Here is a 22262-nt window from a genome sequence, read left to right as displayed (position 1 = left end):
ACATGTCTTCGTTTTTACTCTAAAAAGGCGGAATAATAAATCTGAAATTTCAGTTAAAATTCATGCGACGGTAGTGTCTAACTTTTGATAATGAATCTTTTTTAAGTTTATTGCTGATTTTTGTTAACGATTTTCTTCCAGTATTTTAGAAATATCTATGAAGGTTCACTATCTACCTGTCGATATAAAGGGTATGATGAAAATGATATTTTGAACGTATCAAATACATAGATGAAAGGAAGAGTGGGATGGATAAAACAAAAGTCCAAAAAGTGAACAAAGCACTTATAGCAACTGTTTTTGCTACTAGTGGGATTGCTGTTGTAGTACCACCACAAAATGTAGCTGCGGCTACTTCACCATTTACGGATATTGACCAATATTCAAGCCATTACGATAATATTTTAAAATTATACTCTCAAGGTGCGATTAGTGGGTATGCAGATAAAACCTTTCGACCAAATCAAAATGTAACACGTGGTCAAGCAGCAAAAATGCTGGCAACTGTATTAAACTTAGATTTAAAAAATGTAGAAGATCCATATTTTAAAGATGTTCCAGAAAGCAGTGAATATTACAACTATATAGCTGCATTACAAAATGCAGGAATTATGTCTGGGTATTCAAACGGAACATTTATGCCTAATGAAGTGATTACACGTGGGCAATTAGCGAAAATTTTAGCGCTAGGCTTTAAATTTGAGATAGCGTCTAATTACAACCATAGTTTCCAAGATGTTACTAGTCAAACGAGCAATGCCATTTATATTCAAACTTTAGTAGATTTAAAGATTACAGAAGGAACAACACCTGTCACTTTCTCACCATACAATGCGGTAACACGTGGACAAATTGCATCCTTCATTGTGCGTTCACAGGAGAAAAAAGGCAATGCTACATCTTTCAAAATTACAGGTGTTGAAGACGATAATGTCTTCATCAATGGTGAGGCCTACTCAGTACCGGAAAGTCTCTCACATATTTTTAACGAAGATAATGCACCGGTATTAAAAGGAGCGCTTATTGAAGGGGATCTTTCAGGCAAAACCATCCGCTCTGTATCAAAGCTAACATTGAATGCAAGTGGGACAAGCTCAAAATTTCTAGAGTTTGATGGGGATCATAAGTCCTTCGGCGCGACTATCGTTGTCAATGGGAACTATATTGAATTTTCAAATGTTACATTGACTGGCACAATGCTAGTGAACGAAACGGTACGCCCACCTTTACAATTAGGCGTTTCCAACTATAAACCATTATCACTTGGCCGCATAGCAAGTACCAATACGGCATTTATTAACTGGTCTAATCCAGAAAATCCAAATGATGAAGGCTCGTCCTCGCCCAATAATGGTCCGACAACAGATCTCCAAAATTGGACAGATCAGAATTCCGACAAAAATCCTGATAAAAACAAGCCATTTGAGAACTGGTCTAAAAATAAAGTGACGATGAAAAATGTTGAAAAACATATTGAATTTTATAACAGCACTGTATCACGCCTACTTATCTCTCAAAGCGGTACAAAAATCGAAACAAATATGAAGCTACCACGTGTAGACATCATCGGGAATGTCCGTGAATTTGAGATTCAAGGGAATATCGGCACACTAAATCTTGATACAGAAACGAAGCTAACAATTTACGGAGATGGCAATATCGACAGGATTAACTACAATAGCTATACAGATTTAGAATTGTATATAGACGGTCGTGTAGGTATTCTGTACGTTGATAATGTATATGGTTGGGTTGATCTTGGAGATTACACGTATGTTGACAAAGTGATTATACCGAAGGGCGAGTCACCGAATAATATTTTCGACGACTTCCTAGAGGATAAAGATAATGTAGGCATTATTACTGATCCAGACGGTAAACCGATTGATAAAGACGATATTGAAAATCAAAAACCAACTGATAAAACGAAGCCTTTAATCGACATTACGAATGTATCAGTTTTAAGTGGTAGTGAGGCACAGGTAGATTTCACTTCAGATAAAGTTGGAACTTACTACTATATTGTTCGTGAAAAAGGCGCCGATGTACCAACGAAAAAAGAAATGGTAAACCGTATTTCTACTGATAATACGGCGAGTGGAACAGGCGCAGCAGTAAAGGGCAAAAACACTTTTAAAATCACTAAATTAGGTGAGAAAAAAGAATATGTTGTTTATGTGATGGTCGTTGACGGGGCGAAAAATGTTTCGGATATTAAATCGCAATCATTACAAATGAAAGATGCTTCACCGCCAGTAGTTAAATCTTTAACAGTAACACCTCTACATGGCGGAAAACGTGCAGAGTTTACATTTACAGCAAGTGAACCAGGAGACTATTACTACTACGTACGTAAAAAGACGACAGCAGCTGATCCAACAACTGCAGATATTGTTGCTAAACCAACAGGTAAAGGCAAGGCGGTTGCGGGTAAACTTGGAATTACTGAAATGTTAACGGGTTTAGAAGCTGAAACGGAGTACCAACTTTATGTAGTGATGAAGGATGATTCGGGCAACTATTCAAAAGATCCTGCTGCAGTGAAGGAATTTAAAACGGGAGAAATTGATAATATCAATCCGTATGTTGAGAAGACAAAGCTTGAACCTGCCGCTGGAAAGGAAAATCAATTCTACATTTATTTAAATGAAGCATTAGACCCTGAAAGCGCACGAAATGTAAATAACTACGATTTATCAGGAACAGTTATCGTCAATACGACAGGACAGAAAAAAATTAAACCTTCTGCTGTAGAGTATAAAGAAGGCGATAAAAAAGTATTATTAACAATTCCATCAGAAACAGGTTTTGTCTATGGAGATACATTACGTGTAACTGTATTACCTGGTGTTAAGGACTTAGCAGGCAATGAATTTGAAAATACCAATACTGTTGAACCTGGTAAAAATGCTCGGAATTTTGCAGAATACGTGCATGAAAAACTTGATATGCCGGTTATGAAGATTGAAAATGTTGTTAGTAAACCAGACGAATCTGATAATTTTAAACGAGTTGAAGTTGAATTCAAGCCAAATAAGGCTGGTACGTATTATTATATGGTTTTACCTGATACGATCGTAGACAATGGTGAAACAAAGACATTTAAGCAATATTTAGCCGACAAAGGGATTACAGAGCGAGACTTTGTCAATGAATTTGCGAAGGATTCATCATTAAAATCAGGCTACTTCCAAATAGGTGGAAAAAATATTTATATTGAAATTGGCTCTGGTCCGGCTGATTTAGAGGAAGCTACAAAGAAATTCCCTATTGCTATTTCCAAAGACAAACTTAATCCATTCTCAAGCTACTCTGTTTACATGGTATTAAAGGATCGTGGTGGGGAAATTTCAAAAATTACGTCGAAGGAAATAATCGGTGATACGAAAGCGCCGTTAATTAAAGACTTAGTTGTAAAGCCTAAGGAAAAAGATGATACAAAAGCAATGATCAGTTTCAATACTGATGAGACAACTAAACTGCATTATTGGTTTGTACCGAAGAAAAATGCAGATGGGACAACGAATGATTCAGCTAATTTAAAGATTGATACACCTGCAGAGCGCAAATTCTTAGAAGACAAACTTAGAACTAGCCCGAGTGTTACGAAAAGTGGAAAAGGGGCACTCCCGTTAACTGAAGCACCAGATGTAACTTTAAATCCGCATACAGAGTATGTTGTATACCTAGGAGCGGAGGATACGTATGGTAATATAACCGTCTACAAAGCTAATGATGCTGGAGATAATCATGATGAAACAAATAAAGGCTGGATGAAACAAGATTTCTATTCCGATGGGACACCACCACGTTTTGAAATGACAGTCGATAAAGAAAAGAAACGTAATATTGTATATCGTAATCCAGATAGTACATTTACGATTTCATTCAGTGAAGCTATCATGCGTGATGAAAAAGGCGATTCTTCAATTAAAGATCTAAGCTTATTAACAATTACTGACGAGTCCGGGCAAGATATAACTTCGCAATATCAGTTTGTTAAGTATACACAAGGTACAAAAACAACTGATGAAAGCCAATTAATTGTTAAACCAACTACCTCAGGTACGGCGGATAAAACATTTACCGTTAAGATGAAAGATGAAGCACGTGATTACATTTTCAATGATAAAGGTAATAAGTTTGATTTAGCTGACTTCGGTAAGTATGTATATCCAGGACCAATTAAGAACAGAATTGATGATGCTGTAGTTACAGGTACTAATATTGGTACAAATGATGTACCGGCATCAAAAACTATGCGTGCTATTGTTTATATTGATGCTGATCTCTCAGTTGATCAACGATACTACTATGCAGTAACTGGGGGAGCTAAAACTATCGATCCTCAGTTAGTAATAGATTTGGTAAAAGATCCTAAAACATCAAACAATACAATACTTGCATATGGTAGCGATAAATTATACGCTCAAAGTCCTGCAAATAAACAATTTAAATTAGATTTAACAGCACCACCTGCTGTTGATCCAAAATATGATCCAGTATTTACAAAAGGTAATAACTTCTTTATCTTCACAGTTGACAAATATGGAAATATTGTATGGGCTAACGATAAAAATAACAATACTTACTTTGAACTCGGTTCTAATATTAAACCTTAGTGAATCGAGATCCTCATCAGTAAGGTTTTCAAACTATCGACAAAAGGCATAGAGATGTTAACTCTCAATGCCTTTTGTCATTTTTTCTATCTTTTTTATGTTAAAGAAAATGGGTGTCTTTCACCAAATTGAACATACCCTACGAACATTTTCTCTATATCTTTATTTAGCAGAAGACTCCCGCCTCTGTAGATGATGAGCGGGTGTTGTTCCTTGCAGTGGATGTCCAACTACCTACTGAAATAGAGGAACTCTGGTTAAGAACTTTACATCCTGTTATGCCAGCTGCAGTTGTTAAACCACCTGTAGCGCCACTTGATTTTCTTTATCTGTTGCCAATGAGATTCAAGCCGTATAGCCAGACATTAAAAGGCCCGCCATGGTAGACTTTTTTTAAGTTTAATAGCATTCTCTAGATAATAAAAAAGAGGCTGGGACATAACTAATTTGTCCTTTAGGAAAGATGGATAATTTTTAAATTAACAAAGAATATAAATAAAAAACTCGAACTATTACGAAACAAAGAATGAGCGTTTCGGGATATAGTTCGGGTTTTTCATTGGCTAAAATCCTTTTGTTCCAGCCCCTCTATCATCATACCCAACCAAACGCGCGAGCAACTGTCGCTGTTAGCCATGTTACGCCAATGGCAATAACAGTTGGAATTAAGAATGACATAAATGTCCACTTTGCACTTTTTGTTTCTTTATAAATATTGACTAAAGTTGTTCCGCAAGGGTAGTGGAGAAGTGAGAATAACATCATATTTAAAGCCGTTAACCAAGTCCAACCTTGGTCGATAAACACTTGTTTTAGCTTTGATAAGTCCTCAATTTCTAGCATAGCGCCTTGGGATAAATACGCCATAATCAGGATAGGGATAACAATTTCATTGGCTGGTAGCCCAAGAATAAATGCAGCCATAATAAAGCCATCCATACCGAGAGCGTGACCAAATGGCTCTAAAAAGTTAACAAAATGCATTAGAATGCTCGTATTACTAACGTAAATATTGGCGAATACCCAAGTCAAAATAGAGGCAGGCGCTGCAACGATAACTGCTCTTTTTAATACATTCCATGCTTTATCAATACTTGCTCTTAAAACTGTATCCCAAAACTTTGGTTTTCGGAATGGTGGAAGCTCTAATGTGTAATGTGTTGGTACACCCTTTAAAGCTGTTTTAGAAAGAACCCAGGAAACAGATAATGTTACAACGACGCCCAACATAACAAATCCTATTAAAATGCCTGAAGTTACAAGTGTACTTGTTGCACCTGAAAAACCAGTTACCATAAATAATGATGCTAATAAAATAAGTGTTGGCCATCGCCCATTACAAGGAACAAAATTGTTCGTTAAAATGGCTAACATTCTTTCACGAGGAGATTCTATAATTCTCGTTGACAGAATGGCAGCAGCATTACAGCCAAAGCCCATTGCCATTGTTAATGACTGCTTCCCATGTCCACCTGCTCGTTTGAATAAACGGTCCATATTAAACGCTACTCGTGGTAGGTAACCGTAGTTTTCTAATAGGGCGAACATAGGGAAGAATATAGCCATTGGTGGTAACATAACACTAATAACCCAACCTGTTCCTCTAAATAGCCCAAGAACTAAAATACCGTGTAGCCATTCTGGTGCGTGCATTGTTTCAAAAAGACTCGTTAGCTGACCTTCTAAATAGCCACATAAGCTTGCTAACATTTCAGATGGTATGTTTGCGCCAGCAATAGTAATGTAAAAGACGGTCCCAAGCAAGATAAGCATAATAGGGAATCCCCAAATGCGGGATGTGAAAATTTCATCTAATTTATCAGATCTGTACATTGCAGGTTGCTGCGATACTACTTTTTTACATAAAGATTTGCTTTTAGTATAAATATCACTAACGATTTCATCTCGAATATCCTCATTCGAAATCTCGTTCACTTCAGCTAAAATACCCTTAAGTGAACTATGACTTAACACTGATTGGGACTCCATTCGTTCTCACCTCGTGCTGTTTATTATTCTTATGATTTTGCAGTTTTAAGATCAATTCCTCGTCACCATCAAGTAAGCGAAGAGCAACCCATCTTGATGGGTATTTTTCATCAAAATAACCTTCTAATTTCGATTCTATCTTTGTAATGGCTTCCTCTATTTCTTTCGAATATTTCATGCGATACGGAGTTGTCACAATTTGCCCATTCACTAGTTGACTTAATGTATCCAACAACCGATTAATACCTTTTTTATTTCTTGCCGATATTTTTACGACTGGGACTCCTAGTTCACGAGCTAATCTCCTGTCATCAATTCGGATACCTTTTTTCTCCGCTTCATCAATTAAATTGATACAAATGATGACGTTATTAGTCATTTCTAAAACTTGGAGTGCAAGATTTAAATTTCTCTCTAAAGATGTTGCATCAAGCACTACAATCGTTGCATCCGGTTGGTCAAAAACAATATGGTCTCTTGCAACTTCTTCATCTGCTGAATTGGAAAATAGAGAATAGGTCCCGGGTAAATCCACGAGTACATATTGCTCTCCTTTGTGTTCAAAAGATCCTTCTGCATGAATAACCGTTTTCCCTGGCCAGTTCCCGGTATGCTGCTTCAATCCCGTTAGTGTATTAAATAATGTGCTTTTCCCGGTATTTGGATTACCTGCTAAAGCTATTCGATTTACTCTCACTTTGTATTCCCCCTAACAATTTCGCCTAAAATCATCGAGCTTTCATCATTGCGTAATGCAATCGTCGTATTGCTTACGCGATAAGCAACAGGGTCTCCTAAAGGACTTTTACGAAGAACAGAGATTTCTGCTTCTTTCACAAAGCCCAAATCTAATAATCTTCTTCTTAAAGGACCCTTAATATTTATTTCTTTTACTAAAAAGCAATCTCCAAATGAGCATTCAGAAAGTGGTTTCAATGATGTTTTTTCCATATGCATTTTTTGTTCCTTTCTATAATAATATTTCCCGAACTTCATATTGTTTCTCTGAGGAAACTTTATTAATGATTATCCCTGTTTTATGACAATTGTCAATGGTTTTCTGAAAATTTTTAGAAAGAACGCGATAAAAGAGCGTTCTGATGAAGGGGACGACGGCGTATTACTTAATCAGTTATTGGATCAATAAATGTTAAAAATGGGGGGGATTTAGCATACTAAGAAAAGCAAAGTTGTTGATGTAATGATATAAAAAGGTCCTCTTTATGATGTATTAATGTAAGTAAGATTTCGTTACAGATGCCTATAGAATTTTGAAGGAAGAGGTCTTGCTTTGAAGAAGCGATAGCAGAGCAGAAAAAATCATAACCCTCCGCAAATAATTGGCAGAGGGTTATGATTTTACACTTAAAATTATTAGTGGATTACTATCTAACAATTTGGAATGAACCAGATGTAGGCGTTTGAATGAAATAACGATTTCCTTCTACTGTGTAATCAGCAGGTTCTTGATCGCCAAAATCAAACGTACGAACGATGGAAGCATTCGATGATAAATTATCGATAATGATTTCCATATCTGCCTCAAATTCAACTGGTTTATTATTTAATGTTGCTTGGAATGTGATACGATTCAAATTTCGTGTAATTTTAATTTCCATAACACCAGTATCCTCGTTAAGAAGAGTTCCTAGCGGTGGAATAATAACAGTCATATTAGATTTTGTCGTTAAAACGAAGCGATCTTTACTATTTTCCGAGTCTGCAACGTTTATTGTTGCTGTATAGGTATTTTTGTTTCTAGTCATAGCTGTAATTTTACCAGGTACAGCTGCCGTATCCGATAACACTGGAGTTTTTGCCCCGTTCCCTTTAGTCGGTAGATCATATTTTCCATTTACAAAGTCTACTAAAGTCCAGACATTTGGCACAAGCTGCTGTTGCACAGGTGTTAAAGCCTCGAAAGCTGTTTTCGCTGCCTGTACATCTTGAGCAGTAGACGTTTTAGGCGATAAAGCTGCAATGGTATTTTCTACTTCCTTAGCTGCTGCCTTATCCTTCACAACAAGCTGTTCAGCATCTAATAAAAGCTGCTCTATGCCAACGGGTAAAGAAACGTTTGTAAGTTTGCGTAGTGCATTGAGCTCCGCTCTAGCATCAGCTACATCTTGATGGAAGGTAATGCGAGAAGAGTTTAACAATTTAATTTTATTAACCACTTTATCAATAGATGTATTTGGTGTGATATAGGTTGTCAGTATTCTTTGTGATTCTGCACTCACAAAGGTCTTTTGCGCTGCATTTAACGTATTGTACCAATCTTTCGTTTCCATAACATTTTGGTAGTAATTAACGGAAGTTGATTCTACTGAAGCTAATTTCTCTTCAATTTGATCAGCAAGCTTACGATACGCTATTTTTGTCTGTTTATGATTTGACAGTGTTGAATAATTCGTGACGTACTGTTGTTCCGTTACAGTTAACGCATCGTATGCTTTGCTAGCTGTCTCTAAAGTTGTTTGGAATGAAGCAGTTGTATCATTAATGTTGGAAATAAGTCGCACAACATTCGCAACATTAGAGTTGTAGTAATAAGTATTATCGTATATGTAGGCAGTTTTTACTTGTCCTGTAATATCAGCAGCTGATGCTGACGTAATAGGTGCAGTATAGATAAGTGTAGGGACTGCGACTAGGGAAAGTAAGGCTAGCTTTTTTTTGTTTTTCATAATACGGGAAACCTCCTATTTAGTTATGGATAAGTGTGATGGTAAATCATAGGGATTTTTACCCTAGATGAACCCTTTGATTGCCTTGAGAATAGGTTTATTATTTACCTGCCGAAAAGAGGCATATCTAGACGTAAATAACCTAATATATGTTGATAAACCAATTTTATCATAGCTTAGGATTTTTTTATGTATATTTTTAGTGAATAGGTAGATAGGTTGTGTGTTTTGTTAAAAGAATGTATGTCTTATGTACTTATAAGAGTCTAGAAGGTTAACGGAATATGGTGATAAAAACAGGCGGTGTAGGCGAAGGAGCTACAATATTGCCTGTTTTTTTGTATATAAAGTGAGTTCTATTAAATGTGGATTGTGGATATTGTCACGGAAGCCATTAAAGTACCTATGACAAATTATTGTTGTATATGTTTTGTATAGGTCGATTTTCTATAGTTAATGATGAGAGAATCTATCGAAAAGACGGAATTTCTTAGGGAAAAGATGCTGTTGAGTAAAGGAGGTATGAGAGTTCATTCACTTATAATCTATGCAACTTTAAAAAGATTGGAGAAAAAATATGCAAACAACAAAACAGCAAACATGGTGGAAGCGTTCACTAAGTATGATGCTCTCAATAATTCTTATTGCTAGTAGTTTTTCATTCGCTGCAGTATCCGATAGAGCGCAGGCAGCAAGCACAACCCCCGAATAAATTATGGACTAGATGGTGTGAAGATCTCTAGTCCATTACTGAATTCAGGTTATAAATTATTGCTAGAAGATGTAGTAATTGATGTTGAGCAATGGCTAACTCAATTAAAATCTTTGCCTCCACTTGACCAGGGAACGGTAGAGGAGTATGAGAGTGTATTCCAAGCTTATACAGGCGATTATTTAGGTGATAACGGTTATATATGGTCAGAAAGTGAAAAAGAGCGACTAAGACGATTGTGGTTGCACTATGCTCAACAATTAAGTGAGTTTTATATAAAAAATAAAGACTATCAAGCCGCTGTGAAGGTGCAAGAAAAAGTTCAATCATTTTCTACTGATGAGGAAGATAGCTATTTCACCTTGATGAAGCTCTACGCTTTACTGAACAACACTGCAGCTGTGGAAGAACAATATTGGCTGTTAACAAAAATGCTGCAGGAGCAATTAGCAGTGGAGCCGAGTGTGGAAATTGAAGAATGGTATAAAGACTGGAGCAAAATGAGTACGAGCTCACTGGTAGATGTTTTGGTTGAGATTTAATTTTATATGAGATTGAAAAGGACTCGGTATTATGCTGAGCCCTTTTCAATTTTTATCGTTGTTTACCAGAACGTTGGACTTCTTTATAAATGTTGATTGCCTTGTCTAAACTGTTAATAGCATCTGTCACTTCGTACGAAGATGCATAGGAGTTATTGACAACAGATTGAGCGTTTTGCACTGCTTTTTCTAGGTCACGTTTTTCTCTTTCTGTTGTCCACTTTTCATAATAGGGTACGTCAGTTCCATCTTCATTAGCAGAAACCTTTACATACTGAACAGTATTAATAAGTGACGTTAGCCAAGATTTATCAACATAATTCCGATAGTTTACACCGGATTTATGATTACTTCTATAGGTTGAAATAGCATTATATAAATAATTATATGCAGACGAAATTTCTGACTGAGACGAATAGCCATTATTTGCAACACTTTGGGCGTAGGAAACAGCAGAAACTAGAGTGTCTTTTTCACTTTGAGTCGTCCAAATCGTATTAGAAGACAATTCAGATCCATTAACAGAAACGGTTACATATTGAACAGAGTTAATAAGCGATAAAAGTGCAGATCTATCGGCATTAGTTTGGTAAGTACCATATTTTTGTGCATTCTTATAAACGGTGATCGCGTAGTTTAAATTGCTAAAAGAATTTGTAATATCAGACTGAGTTGCATAGTTATTATTTGCAACAGACTGAGCAGATGAAACGGCAGAAGCTAAAGCATCTTTCTCACTTTGAGTCGTCCAAGGTGTATATGATGCTACATCATTACCATTATTCCAAGAAACTGCAACATACTGAACAGAGTTAATAAGCGATAAAAGTGCAGATCTATCTCCATTAGTTTGGTAAGTACCATATTTTTGTGCATTCTTATAAACGGTGATCGCGTAGTTTAAATTGCTAATAGAATTTGTGATATCAGACTGAGTTGCATAGTTATTATTGACAACATACTGAGCAGATGAAACGGCAGAAGCTAAAGCATCCTTCTCACTTTGAGTCGTCCAAGGTGTATATGATGCTACATCATTACCATTATTCCAAGAAACTGCAACATACTGAATGGAATTGATAAGCGATTGAAGTGAAGACTTATCGCCATAAGTATATTTTGTTCCATTTTTTTGTACGGCTTGGTAACTTGCTAATGCGTTTTTGTATTGTGTAATCGCATTGTTCACTTGTTCGTGTGAGGCGTTGGGATTATTAGCTACTGTTCTTGCACTAGCTACTACTGATTCGAACACTGAACGTTCAGCTTGTGTTGTCCATTTTTCAGTTGTTAAAATGTCATTCCCATTATAAGAAACTGCAACGTACGGAGGTGTAGCCACTAATTTACTTAGCTCAGTTTTATTCGCGACAGGTAAAGTCACAGAGGCTTTTTTATCATCCACCTGCACTCTGTTAATGAGATGACCTGAATCCAATGCCACTTTTGCCCCTTGCTTGACAACCACTTGTTCAATTTTACCTTCTCCGTAAAGGCTAAAATCTTTCTCAACATCGATTGTAAGCTTATCAACATTGGCTGTGACTTCAAATGCTGTAACTTTACCAACTACATCGATTTTTGAAATAGTTTTGTCAGAAGTCATATTTACTTTAGTACGCTCCAAGTTAATGTTTGGAGATGTAATATCTTTTAGAGAAACATTTAACCAATTAATATTTCTAGTCAATAAAGGTTTAAAAGTAATTGTATCCCCGATAGTAACGTCATCAATTGCAATTGCCTTCTTCACACGATTAGTTACAATAAGCTCATCTTTAATCGTTACATTTTGAACTTTTACATAATCGGCATTTACAGTTAGGCTTCCATCAATTTGTTCGCCACCGCCATCAAAATATACCTCTTTTTTGTTTGTACCAGCTTTAGTTAGAGTTAGTGCTGTAATACTTGTAATTTCACCGTTCTTTACGATAATAGTAGCTTCAGCATTTGCCAAGGCAGTGCTATTTGATGTCTTTAAGAGAGACTTCAGCGACTGACTAATTTTAAATTGGCCATTGGATGTAAGTACTTTATCTTTAGTGATGTTATTAATGGTAACGATTTGCCCCTTTGTTTTGGCTTCAGCTACCTGCCCATCAATTTGAATTGAGTGGTTTAAAGAGGAATCATTTGAAGCGGCGTTTGCAGGTGATACTGGCAAAACTAAGGTTGCTGTAATAGCTGTTGCCATAAAAGTCGATAACGCTTTGTTTTTCAAACTAATCACTCCAATTGTAGTATTTAGTAGATAATATATCATATATTTCAATATTTTAGTATATGTTACTAGTCAACCGAAAATAAATGGATAATTAGTCCTTTTTATTCGATTTATTATTTTGAAATGCAAACGTTAAAATTCTCTATAAATCTCAAAATTTCTACTTAATTCGCTAAATACCTTATTGTGATACGGCCTTCCATCCATTATCATTATGTATAAAAGTGGGGTGTTGTGATGGGGAAATCTAGGAGTATTGCTTTAAAGCTATCTGCACTAATTATAGGTTTATTTTTAGTGTTATTTATTACATATACGGTTATTGTAGGTGTTATTTTAAAGAGTCAAAGTGTTGATGATGCAGAAAGTGCAACACTGGAAACTGCTGAATATTCGGCAGCAAAGATGAGTGAACGTTTTAAAAAAGTAAACACGACTTTACTTACGACGAAACGTATAGTTGAGGGTATGGAGAAAAAAGGTGAGCTTTCTGCTAAAGGCGTAATAGACATAATGGAAAGTAATTTACTTAATAATGAAGATTTACTTGGTGTAGGCGCTGTTTTTGAACAGAACTCCACAAAAGTAGATCCGACAATTAATGCTACTTTGGTAGATTCAAAAAATCGCTTTGTCCCTTACTTAAGTAAAGATGGGAATAAAATAACAACCGCTTCTCTTGAAGGCCTCGAAGATAAGAGTGTTTCTAAGTGGTATTGGATACCAAAAGAAGAAGGACGAGCAGTTTTAACTGAGCCATATGATTATAATGTAAATGGACAGACAGTACCGATGACAACGATTGCTGTTCCATTAGTCGATGCTTCTGGAGAATTTTTCGGCACATTGACGGCTGATATAGCTATTGATTATTTAAAGGGATTGACAGAGTCCGTAAAGCCAGATGGTGGCTATGCAGCGATTATTACTAATAATGGAGTTTTAACTGCAAATAGCTTTGGTGAGTCATTAAAAGGATTAAATATGCAGGATAATTTGGACTGGACAAGCATTAAACAAACAATGGAGAGTGGCGAGCTAAAAAGTATGTATTTGGATTCCGAAGAGCTTAAGGAAAATTCATTTAACGTTTTTGCTCCGATGAAGTTAGATGGGATTGATGAAACATGGACTGTACAATTAGTGCTACCAAAATCCAAAATATTAGAAACCTATAATTATGTGCTTACTTTTACCATCATAGCGTCAATTATTATAGTCGTTTTAATGACCGTCGCTAGTATACTATTTATCTATAAATTACTGAAGCCATTAAAGTTTTTACGCACTTCTATTGAAACGGCAGCAGATGGAGATTTAACTCAAAAAGTGGATGAGAAATATATTAAGCCTGATGAGATTGGTGCTGTTGCATTAGCTTATAATAATATGTTAGATCAAACGAATAGCGCCATTCAAACTGTGCTGAATGCTACGACATTACTTAATCGATCATCAGATCATGTTCATGAGGCGTTTAATGAAATAGTTGCTTCAAGTCAAGAGGTCTCGGTAGCTATTAATGAAATTGCGCAAGGGGCATCAAAGCAATCTGAGGATACAGAAGAAACCAATTATCGAATGATTGATTTATCCGATCAAATTGATGCTATTACAACGCTTTCAAATGAAATGGATGAGCTATCGAATAAAACGAAAACAACTACAGACGAAGGAATGAAAGAAGTCGAAAGCTTACGTGAACGTAACTCAGAAACGAATGCAATGAATGGACGTATTCAGCAGCAAATGGAGTCATTGGCGTCTAATATTGCCAATATCAATCAGATTATAGCGTCTATTCAGGGTATTGCCGAGCAAACAAATTTATTAGCCTTAAATGCAAGCATAGAAGCTGCACGTGCTGGTGAACATGGTAAAGGTTTTGCAGTTGTCGCTGAGGAGGTACGGAAGCTAGCAGAGCAATCCAGAAATGAAACAGAGGTTATTAAGCAAACGGTAGATAGCATTCTTGAAAATTCTCAACAAACGGTTGCTGTCATTGCTTCAAACGCGGGCTTAATACAAGCTCAAAATGAGTCAGTACAAAGCACTGAGGTTGCCTTTAAAGACAATAGTGAGCTTTCTAGTTCTATTGCAACGTCAATTAGTGAGTTAATGACTAAACTTTCTCATATGTTAGAGCATAAAAATCAAGCGATTATGGCAATCCAAAGTATTTCTGCTATTTCTGAGGAGACTGCTGCATCTGCAGAACAGGTAAGTGCATCTGCTATTGACCAACAAGCGGAACTACAAAAGGTTGCAGAGTCCATCAATAATATGAACGAGATTTCAAAAGAATTACAAGAGGTCGTTAATCGCTTTAAACTTACTTAATGGAATTTAAGAAAGACTGCTTCAATATGTGAGGCAGTCTTTCTGTTTATTTATAGTAAAAGGCATAGGGCTAAAAATGCCTCGTAAAGGGCTATGAGTTAACGGTGAGGTACATTGACCAAGTATTAAAACAGCACTACTATAGGAGAGGAAAGGGGACACGCTATGATGTATCTCGGTATGATTTTTTTTAAAATTGTAGCTCCGATTTTAGTGTTGCTAGTACTTGGTGCAGTTTTACAAAAGAAATTTCACTTTAATTTAAAAGCGTTATCTCAACTTATTACATATTGCTTCATGCCAGCAGCAGTTTTTGTGAATATATATGAAACGAGTATAAAGCTGTCTGTGCTTGGGGAAGTTGCGTTATTTATTCTACTCTTTATCGGAAGCCAAATGGTGCTTAGTCACTTTCTAGCAAAGGGACTCGGTTTAGTAAAAACAGAGGCGGCAGTGTTTAAAAATAGTGTTGTCCTAATTAATTCGGGTAACTATGGTATTCCGGTTGCACAAATGATTTTCGTGACCCAACCAATTGGAGTGGCGATTCAGGTCATTCTCGTCATATTTCAAAATATGACGACCTATACTTACGGCTTGTACAATTTAATCTCTTCAACAAAATCGGGCATGTCTATTGTGAAAGACTTCCTCAAAATGCCTATTATTCATGCACTTATTATTGGTGTTGCAATGACCTATTTTAATATCGCTATTCCACAGTTTGTAAGAATTCCGATAGACCATGTGGCAGATGGCTTTATCGCCGTAGCATTAATAACCTTAGGGGCACAACTATCACAGCTTGAAATCAAATCCATGTTTAATAAGATAGTATTCATTAGCTGTTTTACACGATTAGTCATAGGGCCAGTCGTAGCATTGCTAATCATTTTTGCGCTTGGTCTTGACGGTGTCGTGGCACAATCACTTTTTATAGCTAGCTCGTTCCCGACATCGCGAAATAGCTCTAGTCTGGCATTAGAATATGACGTAGAATCGGTAACTGCTGCACAAACAGTATTATTTTCAACGATTGTGAGCTGTATTACAGTAACAATCGTGATTTATGTAGCAGAACTGTTGTTTACCTAAAGGCGATAAAAACTGAGATTGTTCCGATAAAACAAGATAATATGCCGATAAAATCTGAAATTGTTCCGATAAATCTTCAAAGTATTCATATTTTCCTGAGGGCATCCGATGAGCCACTTCGCCTGCGCGCTCAGGGTCTCATCTGGACGCTAACTCTTGCTGATATGCCAAAAATATTCAAATGAAGCTTCCATCTATTAGCAATATCTGCTACACTAGCATCAAACTTAATAGTATTAACTAGGGGAGTCTGACGAGTCAGGCTGAGAGGGAAACGCTTAGAGGTTTCTTGACCCTTTGGACCTGATCTGGCTCATACCAGCGTGGGAAAGTTAACCATTATTGCACTCTATGTTATTTGCAATAACTATACCTTTACATTCTTAGCCGGATCCAAATTTTTTTTGGATTCGGCTTTTTGTCTTCATTCAGCGGAAGACTCCTATCTTTGCAGGTGACGAGATGTATGCGGTTAAGCTTCCTAACAAGTGGGTGCCAAACACCTGCTGAATGAAGACAAAGCCTCCGGACGCAATTACGCCAAGGCGAAATTGATTTTCTGTTGGGGTGAGCTAGATTCGGTCCTTATATAAATGTAAAAGGGAGCGAAGTAGTTTATGACAACAGTTAACGACAAGAATATTACGATTATGTCAAGTTTTGAAGGAAGTAAAAAAGTTTACGTAGAAGGATCTCGACCAAATATTTTAGTGCCAATGCGTGAAATTGCTCTAAGTCCGACGACAGGAAGCTTTGGTGAAGAGGAAAATGCACCAGTTCGTGTTTATGATACGAGCGGCACGTATACTGATCCTGAATATAAGGTTGATATTACGAAAGGATTGCCAGCTTTACGTAGTGCATGGATCAAAGAACGAGGTAACGTTGAAGAATATGAAGGTCGTACTATCAAGCCAGAAGATAATGGATTCCGCAAAGCTGATGATCCACGAATGAATGAAAATGTTTTTCCTGATTTATCTAGAAAGCCTTTGCGTGCGAAGAAAGGTAAAAATGTAACACAGCTTCACTATGCACGAAAGGGAATGATTACTCCGGAAATGGAATTTGTAGCGATTCGCGAAAATATGGACCCAGAATTTGTGCGCTCAGAGATCGCGGCAGGACGTGCTATTTTGCCATCTAATATTAATCACCCTGAGGCAGAGCCGATGATTATTGGGCGTAACTTTCACGTAAAAATTAACGCCAATATTGGAAATTCAGCGGTGTCATCCTCTATTGCAGAAGAGGTAGAAAAAATGACGTGGGCTACACGCTGGGGTGCTGATAACATTATGGATTTATCTACTGGTAAGCATATTCATACGACACGTGAATGGATTATCCGTAACGCCGCGGTGCCAGTGGGAACGGTGCCGATTTATCAAGCGCTAGAAAAAGTTAATGGTGTGGTAGAGGATTTAACGTGGGAGGTGTATCGTGATACGTTAATCGAACAGGCTGAGCAAGGTGTTGATTACTTCACGATTCATGCAGGAGTATTACTGCGCTATGTGCCATTAACGGCTAATCGTGTAACAGGCATAGTGTCTCGAGGAGGCTCGATTATGGCACAGTGGTGTTTATATCACCATCAAGAGAGCTTCTTGTATACTCATTTTGAAGAAATCTGCGAAATTATGAAAACCTACGATGTTGCCTTCTCTTTAGGTGATGGTTTACGCCCGGGTTCTATAGCAGATGCAAATGATGAGGCTCAATTTGCGGAGTTGGAAACGCTAGGGGAATTAACGCAAATTGCCTGGAAGCATGATGTACAGGTGATGGTAGAAGGGCCAGGGCATGTACCAATGCATCTTATTAAAGAAAACATGGACAAGCAGTTAGAGGTGTGTAAGGAAGCTCCATTCTATACTTTAGGGCCACTGACAACAGATATTGCTCCTGGCTATGACCATATTACATCGGCTATTGGTGCTGCGATGATAGGTTGGTATGGTACGGCAATGCTATGTTATGTGACGCCTAAAGAGCATCTTGGCTTACCAAATCGTGAGGATGTTCGTGTAGGGGTTATTACGTATAAAATTGCTGCACACGCGGCAGATTTAGCGAAAGGGCATCCGGGAGCACAGCAGCGTGACGATGCACTATCTAAGGCACGCTTTGAATTCCGCTGGCGCGATCAATTCAACCTATCTCTAGATCCAGAGCGTGCAGTCGAATATCATGATGAAACATTGCCTGCAGAAGGAGCGAAAACTGCACACTTCTGTTCAATGTGTGGACCTAAGTTTTGTAGTATGAGAATCTCACAGGATATTCGTAATTATGCAAAAGATAGTGACTTAAATACAACTGAAGCAATCCACAAAGGTATGCAGGAGAAAGCGGAGGAATTTAAAAAGGCAGGTAGTCAAATTTATCAATAATTATTAGAGCAGGCTTGTGTCTATTAGGCACAAGCTTTATTTTGTCATTAAGATAAAAAAACTCCATGTGAAGTTGCCCTTCACATGGAGTGAAAAGTTGGATTTGGATATCAATAATAATGGAAAAATAAATTTGCCTGCTGAAATAAGTTAAACGTTAGTTGGTTGTTTTACGTATGGGTTTGAAAGATCCATACCTTCTAATGAAAGACCCATAGCTTTTGCTACACCTTCACCATATGCTGGATCAGCTAAATAGCAGTGAAGGATATGACGACGTTTGATGAATTCTTCAACTGGCGCCATATCATTAGCAGTATTTTGGAATAGGCGTTGTTGCTCTTCAGCAGTCATTAGGCGGAATAATTTACCCGGCTGCTCGAAGTAGTTGTTGTCGTCTTCACGGAAGTCGTGGATACCAGCATGACCGTCAATACGTAATTCAGGTTCTTTATAGTCTAAGTTATGCTCCCATTCGCCGTAGCTATTTGGTTCATAGCCCAAAGTTGAACCAAGGTTGCCATCGAAACGCATAGCACCATCGCGATGGAATGAACGGAATGGGCATTTTGGTGCGTTTACAGGAAGCGAGTGGTGGTTTACACCTAAGCGGTAGCGGTGTGCATCTGCATAAGCAAAGATACGAGCCTGTAACATTTTGTCTGGTGAGAAGCTTACACCAGGAATAATGTTTGACGGTGCAAATGCTGATTGCTCAACTTCCGCAAAGTAGTTGTCCGGGTTTTTGTTTAACTCGAATTCACCTACAGGAATTAATGGGAAGTCTTTTTTATACCATACCTTTGTTAAGTCAAATGGATTATATGGTAACTCACGAGCTTGTTCCTCAGTCATTACTTGAATGTACATTTTCCATTTAGGGAAGTCACCTTTTTCAATTGCCTCATATAGGTCGCGTTGTGAAGATTCACGGTCGTTACCGATTATCTCACCTGCCTCAGCACCTGTTAAGTTATCTATGCCTTGTTCTGTACGGAAGTGGAATTTAACCCATACGCGCTCGTTTTCAGCATTAATAAAACTATAAGTGTGAGAACCGAAACCATGCATATTGCGGTAACCAGACGGAATACCACGGTCAGACATAACGATTGTTACTTGGTGAAGTGCCTCTGGTAATAAAGTCCAGAAGTCCCAGTTTGAATTAGCATTTTTCATATTTGTACGTGGGTCACGTTTTACCACGTGGTTTAAATCTGTAAAGTGTAATGGATCACGGAAGAAGAATACAGGTGTGTTGTTACCAACTAAATCCCAGTTACCTTCTTCGGAATAGAACTTAAGTGCAAAGCCACGGATATCGCGCTCAGCATCCGCTGCACCACGCTCGCCTGCTACTGTGGAGAAGCGTGCAAACATTTCAGTTTTCTTCCCAATCTCTGAGAAGATTTTTGCTTTTGTATATTTAGTAATATCATGCGTTACAGTGAAAGTACCGAATGCACCTGAACCTTTAGCGTGCATACGACGTTCAGGAATAACTTCACGGTTGAAGTTTGCTAATTTCTCAACTAGCCATACATCCTGAAGTAATAGAGGACCACGGGGGCCTGCTGACATTGAATCGTGGTTGCTTACTACTGGAGCACCACCTGCTGTTGTAAAACGACGGCTACGATCATTTTGGTTTGTCATATTAGTTTACCTCCTGAAGAAAAAATTGTGAGTCAAACTCTACATCAATAACTATAACAAACACAAACTAGAATTGCTAGTAAATTATAATGATTATTGTTAAAGAATTTTTATATTAAGATATAAACTATAAATATATGCTGAATTTAAAAGGTTTATGAATAATCTTTACCACTAATTTAGTTTTTTTAAACATTTTCGAGAATTACTTAAAAATAAGCTATAGAGAAGAGATAGCTCAAAATTAAAGGTGAATTCTTTTGTTTATGTAATCTTATTGAAAATGGCATGTAATAATTGAAAAAATAATAGGATCACTAGGTATAAGTTGATTGCAGTGAAAACTGGCGACTCCTTGGCAATCAGTCCCCGGGAGTGAGCAAATAGAGGAGAGGATGGTTAAAATGATAAAGCCTTCATCCGCTACGCTTTCGTACAAGCGCCCAGTTGGAACTGCAATCAACCCCATGTTACGTTGATGTGCCTTTTTATGTTTTACGATAACGATGGGGAGTAATTCCGATGTGTTGTTTAAAAATCTTAATGAAATAATTCGAATCATCGAAACCATTTAAATAGGCAATTTCACTAATAGCAAAATCCGTTTCTACAAGCATTTTTGTGGCATTTTGAATTCGTACCTGCTGTAGGTAGCGTTTCAATGGTAAGCCTTGCTTCTTTGAAAAAATCGTACTTAAATAATTGGGACTAATCCCTAATTTATGGGCAACGTAAGGTAAAGATAACCCGTTATCCTGAAATTGCTGATCGATAATTTCTATAGCTAGTTCTACATAGTCAGCCCGTTTTTCCATTCTTGCCTCACGAGCTAATTCAATTAGTCTTTGTGTAAATGATATGATGCCATTTAGAATGGTATAAAATATAGGATATTCAATAATTAAATGAAAAAGCTGACGATAATTTTGCTCAATTGCAGCTTTCTCATGTAATTTATACTTCAGCATAAAGCGCCTAATTTGCGCCAAAACACTCGTTAGATGAATACGTAAGTCATCTTGCTCATAATAAATTCCTTCATTAGATAGTCGATATAAAAATGCTTTAACAGCTTCAATATTTCCGTCCTCTAAACTACTTATCAATAATTGTTGCTCTTCAGGTGTTAGTAAAGGATCGAGGGGCTGTGTTTCCAATTGTTTACTAGCGTAAAAAATGTGTCCATAGCCTTCGTAAAAGCTTTGATGAAGTGCACGTTTCGTTAAGGTATACATATTCTTCATAGTTGTAGGTTCCCTATCATAAATCCCGATATTTAACGAGCTATTATTTGTTAATCGCCATTCCTTCATTAATGTACGAACATCCTTCTCTACGATTTTTAAATCATTCGTTTGGAATAGACATACAATTCTTTCTGATAAAGGATAAATCTTCATACTATAAAAAATTGGAGTTTGCTGAAGCCAGTTGTATAGTTTGTTAAACATTTCGGAATGCTCAGGCTCGATCATTGCGAAATGTATATTTGATTCTAGGGAACTAGTTTTACTATCTAAAAATAGTTGATAGTAAAAGGATTCATCTGTTGCATCTTGATACACTGCTTCTGCTTTGGTTGTCCGAAGGGAAATAGCAGTGAGTTTTTGCTTCAATACTTCTAAATCAATTGGTTTAACGAAGAGATGGGCGACCTGTAAATCAATTGCCTTTAATGCATTTTTAAACAGTGGCTCTGTCGTCATAGCTAAAATAGTCCCTGAATGTTTTTGTAAAACCCGATAAAGTGCAGTTAAACGATTATTCGAGAATAGGTCGATATTTAGCAGTATCACCTCAGGCTCGAATTGCTGGATACTTTGAAGTGCCTCATTAATAGTTGTACTGATTTCTATAGTTACATCCCCAGGAAAATATGTATGTAAAAACCACCGAATTCCTGAAAGGTCAGTGGAATCCCTATCAATTAATAACAATTTCAAAACTCAAACCTCCTTAAAATTTTCTAGTTTCGTAAAAAAATACGATTATATTA

General features: G+C 37.1%; 13 protein-coding genes and 1 riboswitch. Of the genes, 6 read left to right on the top strand and 7 right to left on the bottom strand.

Features of this window, described 5'->3' with window-relative positions; all coding sequences use genetic code 11:
• Nucleotides 1-248 precede the first annotated feature (248 nt).
• A complete protein-coding gene (locus AMS59_RS19425) occupies nt 249-4622 on the top strand; it encodes an S-layer homology domain-containing protein (RefSeq protein ID WP_053485371.1) in 4374 nt (1457 codons plus the stop codon).
• A 594-nt stretch (nt 4623-5216) separates the two neighbouring features.
• Here AMS59_RS19425 and AMS59_RS19415 read toward each other — a convergent pair.
• The 4 genes from AMS59_RS19415 to AMS59_RS19400 all read right to left on the bottom strand — a co-directional run bounded on the left by AMS59_RS19415 (nt 5217) and on the right by AMS59_RS19400 (nt 9298).
• Nucleotides 5217-6611: a nucleoside recognition domain-containing protein gene (locus AMS59_RS19415; RefSeq protein ID WP_053485369.1), complete on the bottom strand. Its 1395-nt coding sequence runs from the start codon at nt 6609-6611 to the stop codon at nt 5217-5219.
• Nucleotides 6583-7308, bottom strand: a complete 726-nt coding sequence (locus AMS59_RS19410) for a FeoB small GTPase domain-containing protein (RefSeq protein ID WP_053485368.1) — start codon at nt 7306-7308, stop codon at nt 6583-6585. Before AMS59_RS19410 ends, AMS59_RS19415 begins: the two co-directional genes overlap by 29 nt.
• Complete coding sequence (locus AMS59_RS19405) at nt 7305-7562, bottom strand: FeoA family protein (RefSeq protein WP_053485424.1); 258 nt, start codon at nt 7560-7562, stop codon at nt 7305-7307. Before AMS59_RS19405 ends, AMS59_RS19410 begins: the two co-directional genes overlap by 4 nt.
• A 434-nt stretch (nt 7563-7996) precedes the next feature.
• On the bottom strand, nt 7997-9298 hold the full coding sequence (locus tag AMS59_RS19400; protein WP_053485367.1) for a hypothetical protein: 1302 nt from the start codon (nt 9296-9298) through the stop codon (nt 7997-7999).
• A gap of 577 nt (nt 9299-9875) precedes the next feature.
• Here AMS59_RS19400 and AMS59_RS26725 point away from each other — a divergent pair.
• Both AMS59_RS26725 and AMS59_RS19395 read left to right on the top strand, forming a co-directional pair.
• Nucleotides 9876-10010, top strand: coding sequence for a hypothetical protein (locus AMS59_RS26725; protein ID WP_255350021.1), 135 nt, complete (start codon nt 9876-9878; stop codon nt 10008-10010).
• 17 nt (nt 10011-10027) lie between these two features.
• Nucleotides 10028-10552 (top strand): BTAD domain-containing putative transcriptional regulator, encoded by a 525-nt coding sequence (locus tag AMS59_RS19395; RefSeq protein WP_234007855.1) that lies wholly within the window; start codon nt 10028-10030, stop codon nt 10550-10552.
• Nucleotides 10553-10604: 52 nt separating this feature from the next.
• Here AMS59_RS19395 and AMS59_RS19390 read toward each other — a convergent pair whose 3' ends face one another.
• Nucleotides 10605-12776 (bottom strand): FIVAR domain-containing protein, encoded by a 2172-nt coding sequence (locus AMS59_RS19390; RefSeq protein ID WP_199777798.1) that lies wholly within the window; start codon nt 12774-12776, stop codon nt 10605-10607.
• Between the two features lie 240 nt (nt 12777-13016).
• On the opposite strand from AMS59_RS19390, the gene AMS59_RS19385 reads away from it, so the two are divergent.
• The 3 genes from AMS59_RS19385 to thiC all read left to right on the top strand — a co-directional run bounded on the left by AMS59_RS19385 (nt 13017) and on the right by thiC (nt 18610).
• Nucleotides 13017-15119, top strand: a complete 2103-nt coding sequence (locus AMS59_RS19385) for a methyl-accepting chemotaxis protein (protein WP_053485365.1) — start codon at nt 13017-13019, stop codon at nt 15117-15119.
• 165 nt (nt 15120-15284) lie between these two features.
• Entirely contained in the window at nt 15285-16214 is a 930-nt protein-coding gene (locus AMS59_RS19380) for an AEC family transporter (protein WP_053485364.1), read from the top strand.
• A gap of 232 nt (nt 16215-16446) precedes the next feature.
• Nucleotides 16447-16561, top strand: a riboswitch (TPP riboswitch).
• A 270-nt stretch (nt 16562-16831) separates the two neighbouring features.
• Nucleotides 16832-18610, top strand: a complete 1779-nt coding sequence (gene thiC, locus AMS59_RS19375) for a phosphomethylpyrimidine synthase ThiC (RefSeq protein ID WP_053485363.1) — start codon at nt 16832-16834, stop codon at nt 18608-18610.
• A gap of 150 nt (nt 18611-18760) precedes the next feature.
• On the opposite strand, the gene AMS59_RS19370 is transcribed toward thiC, so the two are convergent.
• Together AMS59_RS19370 and AMS59_RS19365 are read right to left on the bottom strand one after the other, a co-directional pair.
• Nucleotides 18761-20266 carry a catalase gene (locus tag AMS59_RS19370; RefSeq protein ID WP_053485362.1) on the bottom strand — a complete coding sequence of 502 codons (1506 nt, stop codon included), beginning with the start codon at nt 20264-20266 and terminating at the stop codon, nt 18761-18763.
• Between the two features lie 488 nt (nt 20267-20754).
• The gene (locus tag AMS59_RS19365) at nt 20755-22209 is read right to left on the bottom strand and encodes a response regulator transcription factor (RefSeq protein WP_053485361.1); all 1455 of its coding nucleotides are present in this window, start codon (nt 22207-22209) and stop codon (nt 20755-20757) included.
• Nucleotides 22210-22262 lie beyond the last annotated feature (53 nt).

It is taken from the genome of Lysinibacillus sp. FJAT-14745, from assembly GCF_001275675.1.
Classification (GTDB): Bacteria; Bacillota; Bacilli; order Bacillales_A; family Planococcaceae; genus Lysinibacillus.
This window is presented reverse-complemented; position numbering and strand designations above follow the sequence as displayed.

Bases quoted from the DNA above. Each gene is read 5' to 3' on its own strand.
- AMS59_RS19425 (WP_053485371.1), top strand. From the start codon at position 249: ATGGATAAAACAAAAGTCCAAAAAGTGAACAAAGCACTTATAGCAACT.
- AMS59_RS19415 (WP_053485369.1), bottom strand. From the start codon at position 6,611: ATGGAGTCCCAATCAGTGTTAAGTCATAGTTCACTTAAGGGTATTTTA.
- AMS59_RS19405 (WP_053485424.1), bottom strand. From the start codon at position 7,562: ATGGAAAAAACATCATTGAAACCACTTTCTGAATGCTCATTTGGAGAT.
- AMS59_RS19400 (WP_053485367.1), bottom strand. From the start codon at position 9,298: ATGAAAAACAAAAAAAAGCTAGCCTTACTTTCCCTAGTCGCAGTCCCT.
- AMS59_RS26725 (WP_255350021.1), top strand. From the start codon at position 9,876: ATGCAAACAACAAAACAGCAAACATGGTGGAAGCGTTCACTAAGTATG.
- AMS59_RS19385 (WP_053485365.1), top strand. From the start codon at position 13,017: ATGGGGAAATCTAGGAGTATTGCTTTAAAGCTATCTGCACTAATTATA.
- AMS59_RS19380 (WP_053485364.1), top strand. From the start codon at position 15,285: ATGATGTATCTCGGTATGATTTTTTTTAAAATTGTAGCTCCGATTTTA.
- thiC (WP_053485363.1), top strand. From the start codon at position 16,832: ATGACAACAGTTAACGACAAGAATATTACGATTATGTCAAGTTTTGAA.
- AMS59_RS19370 (WP_053485362.1), bottom strand. From the start codon at position 20,266: ATGACAAACCAAAATGATCGTAGCCGTCGTTTTACAACAGCAGGTGGT.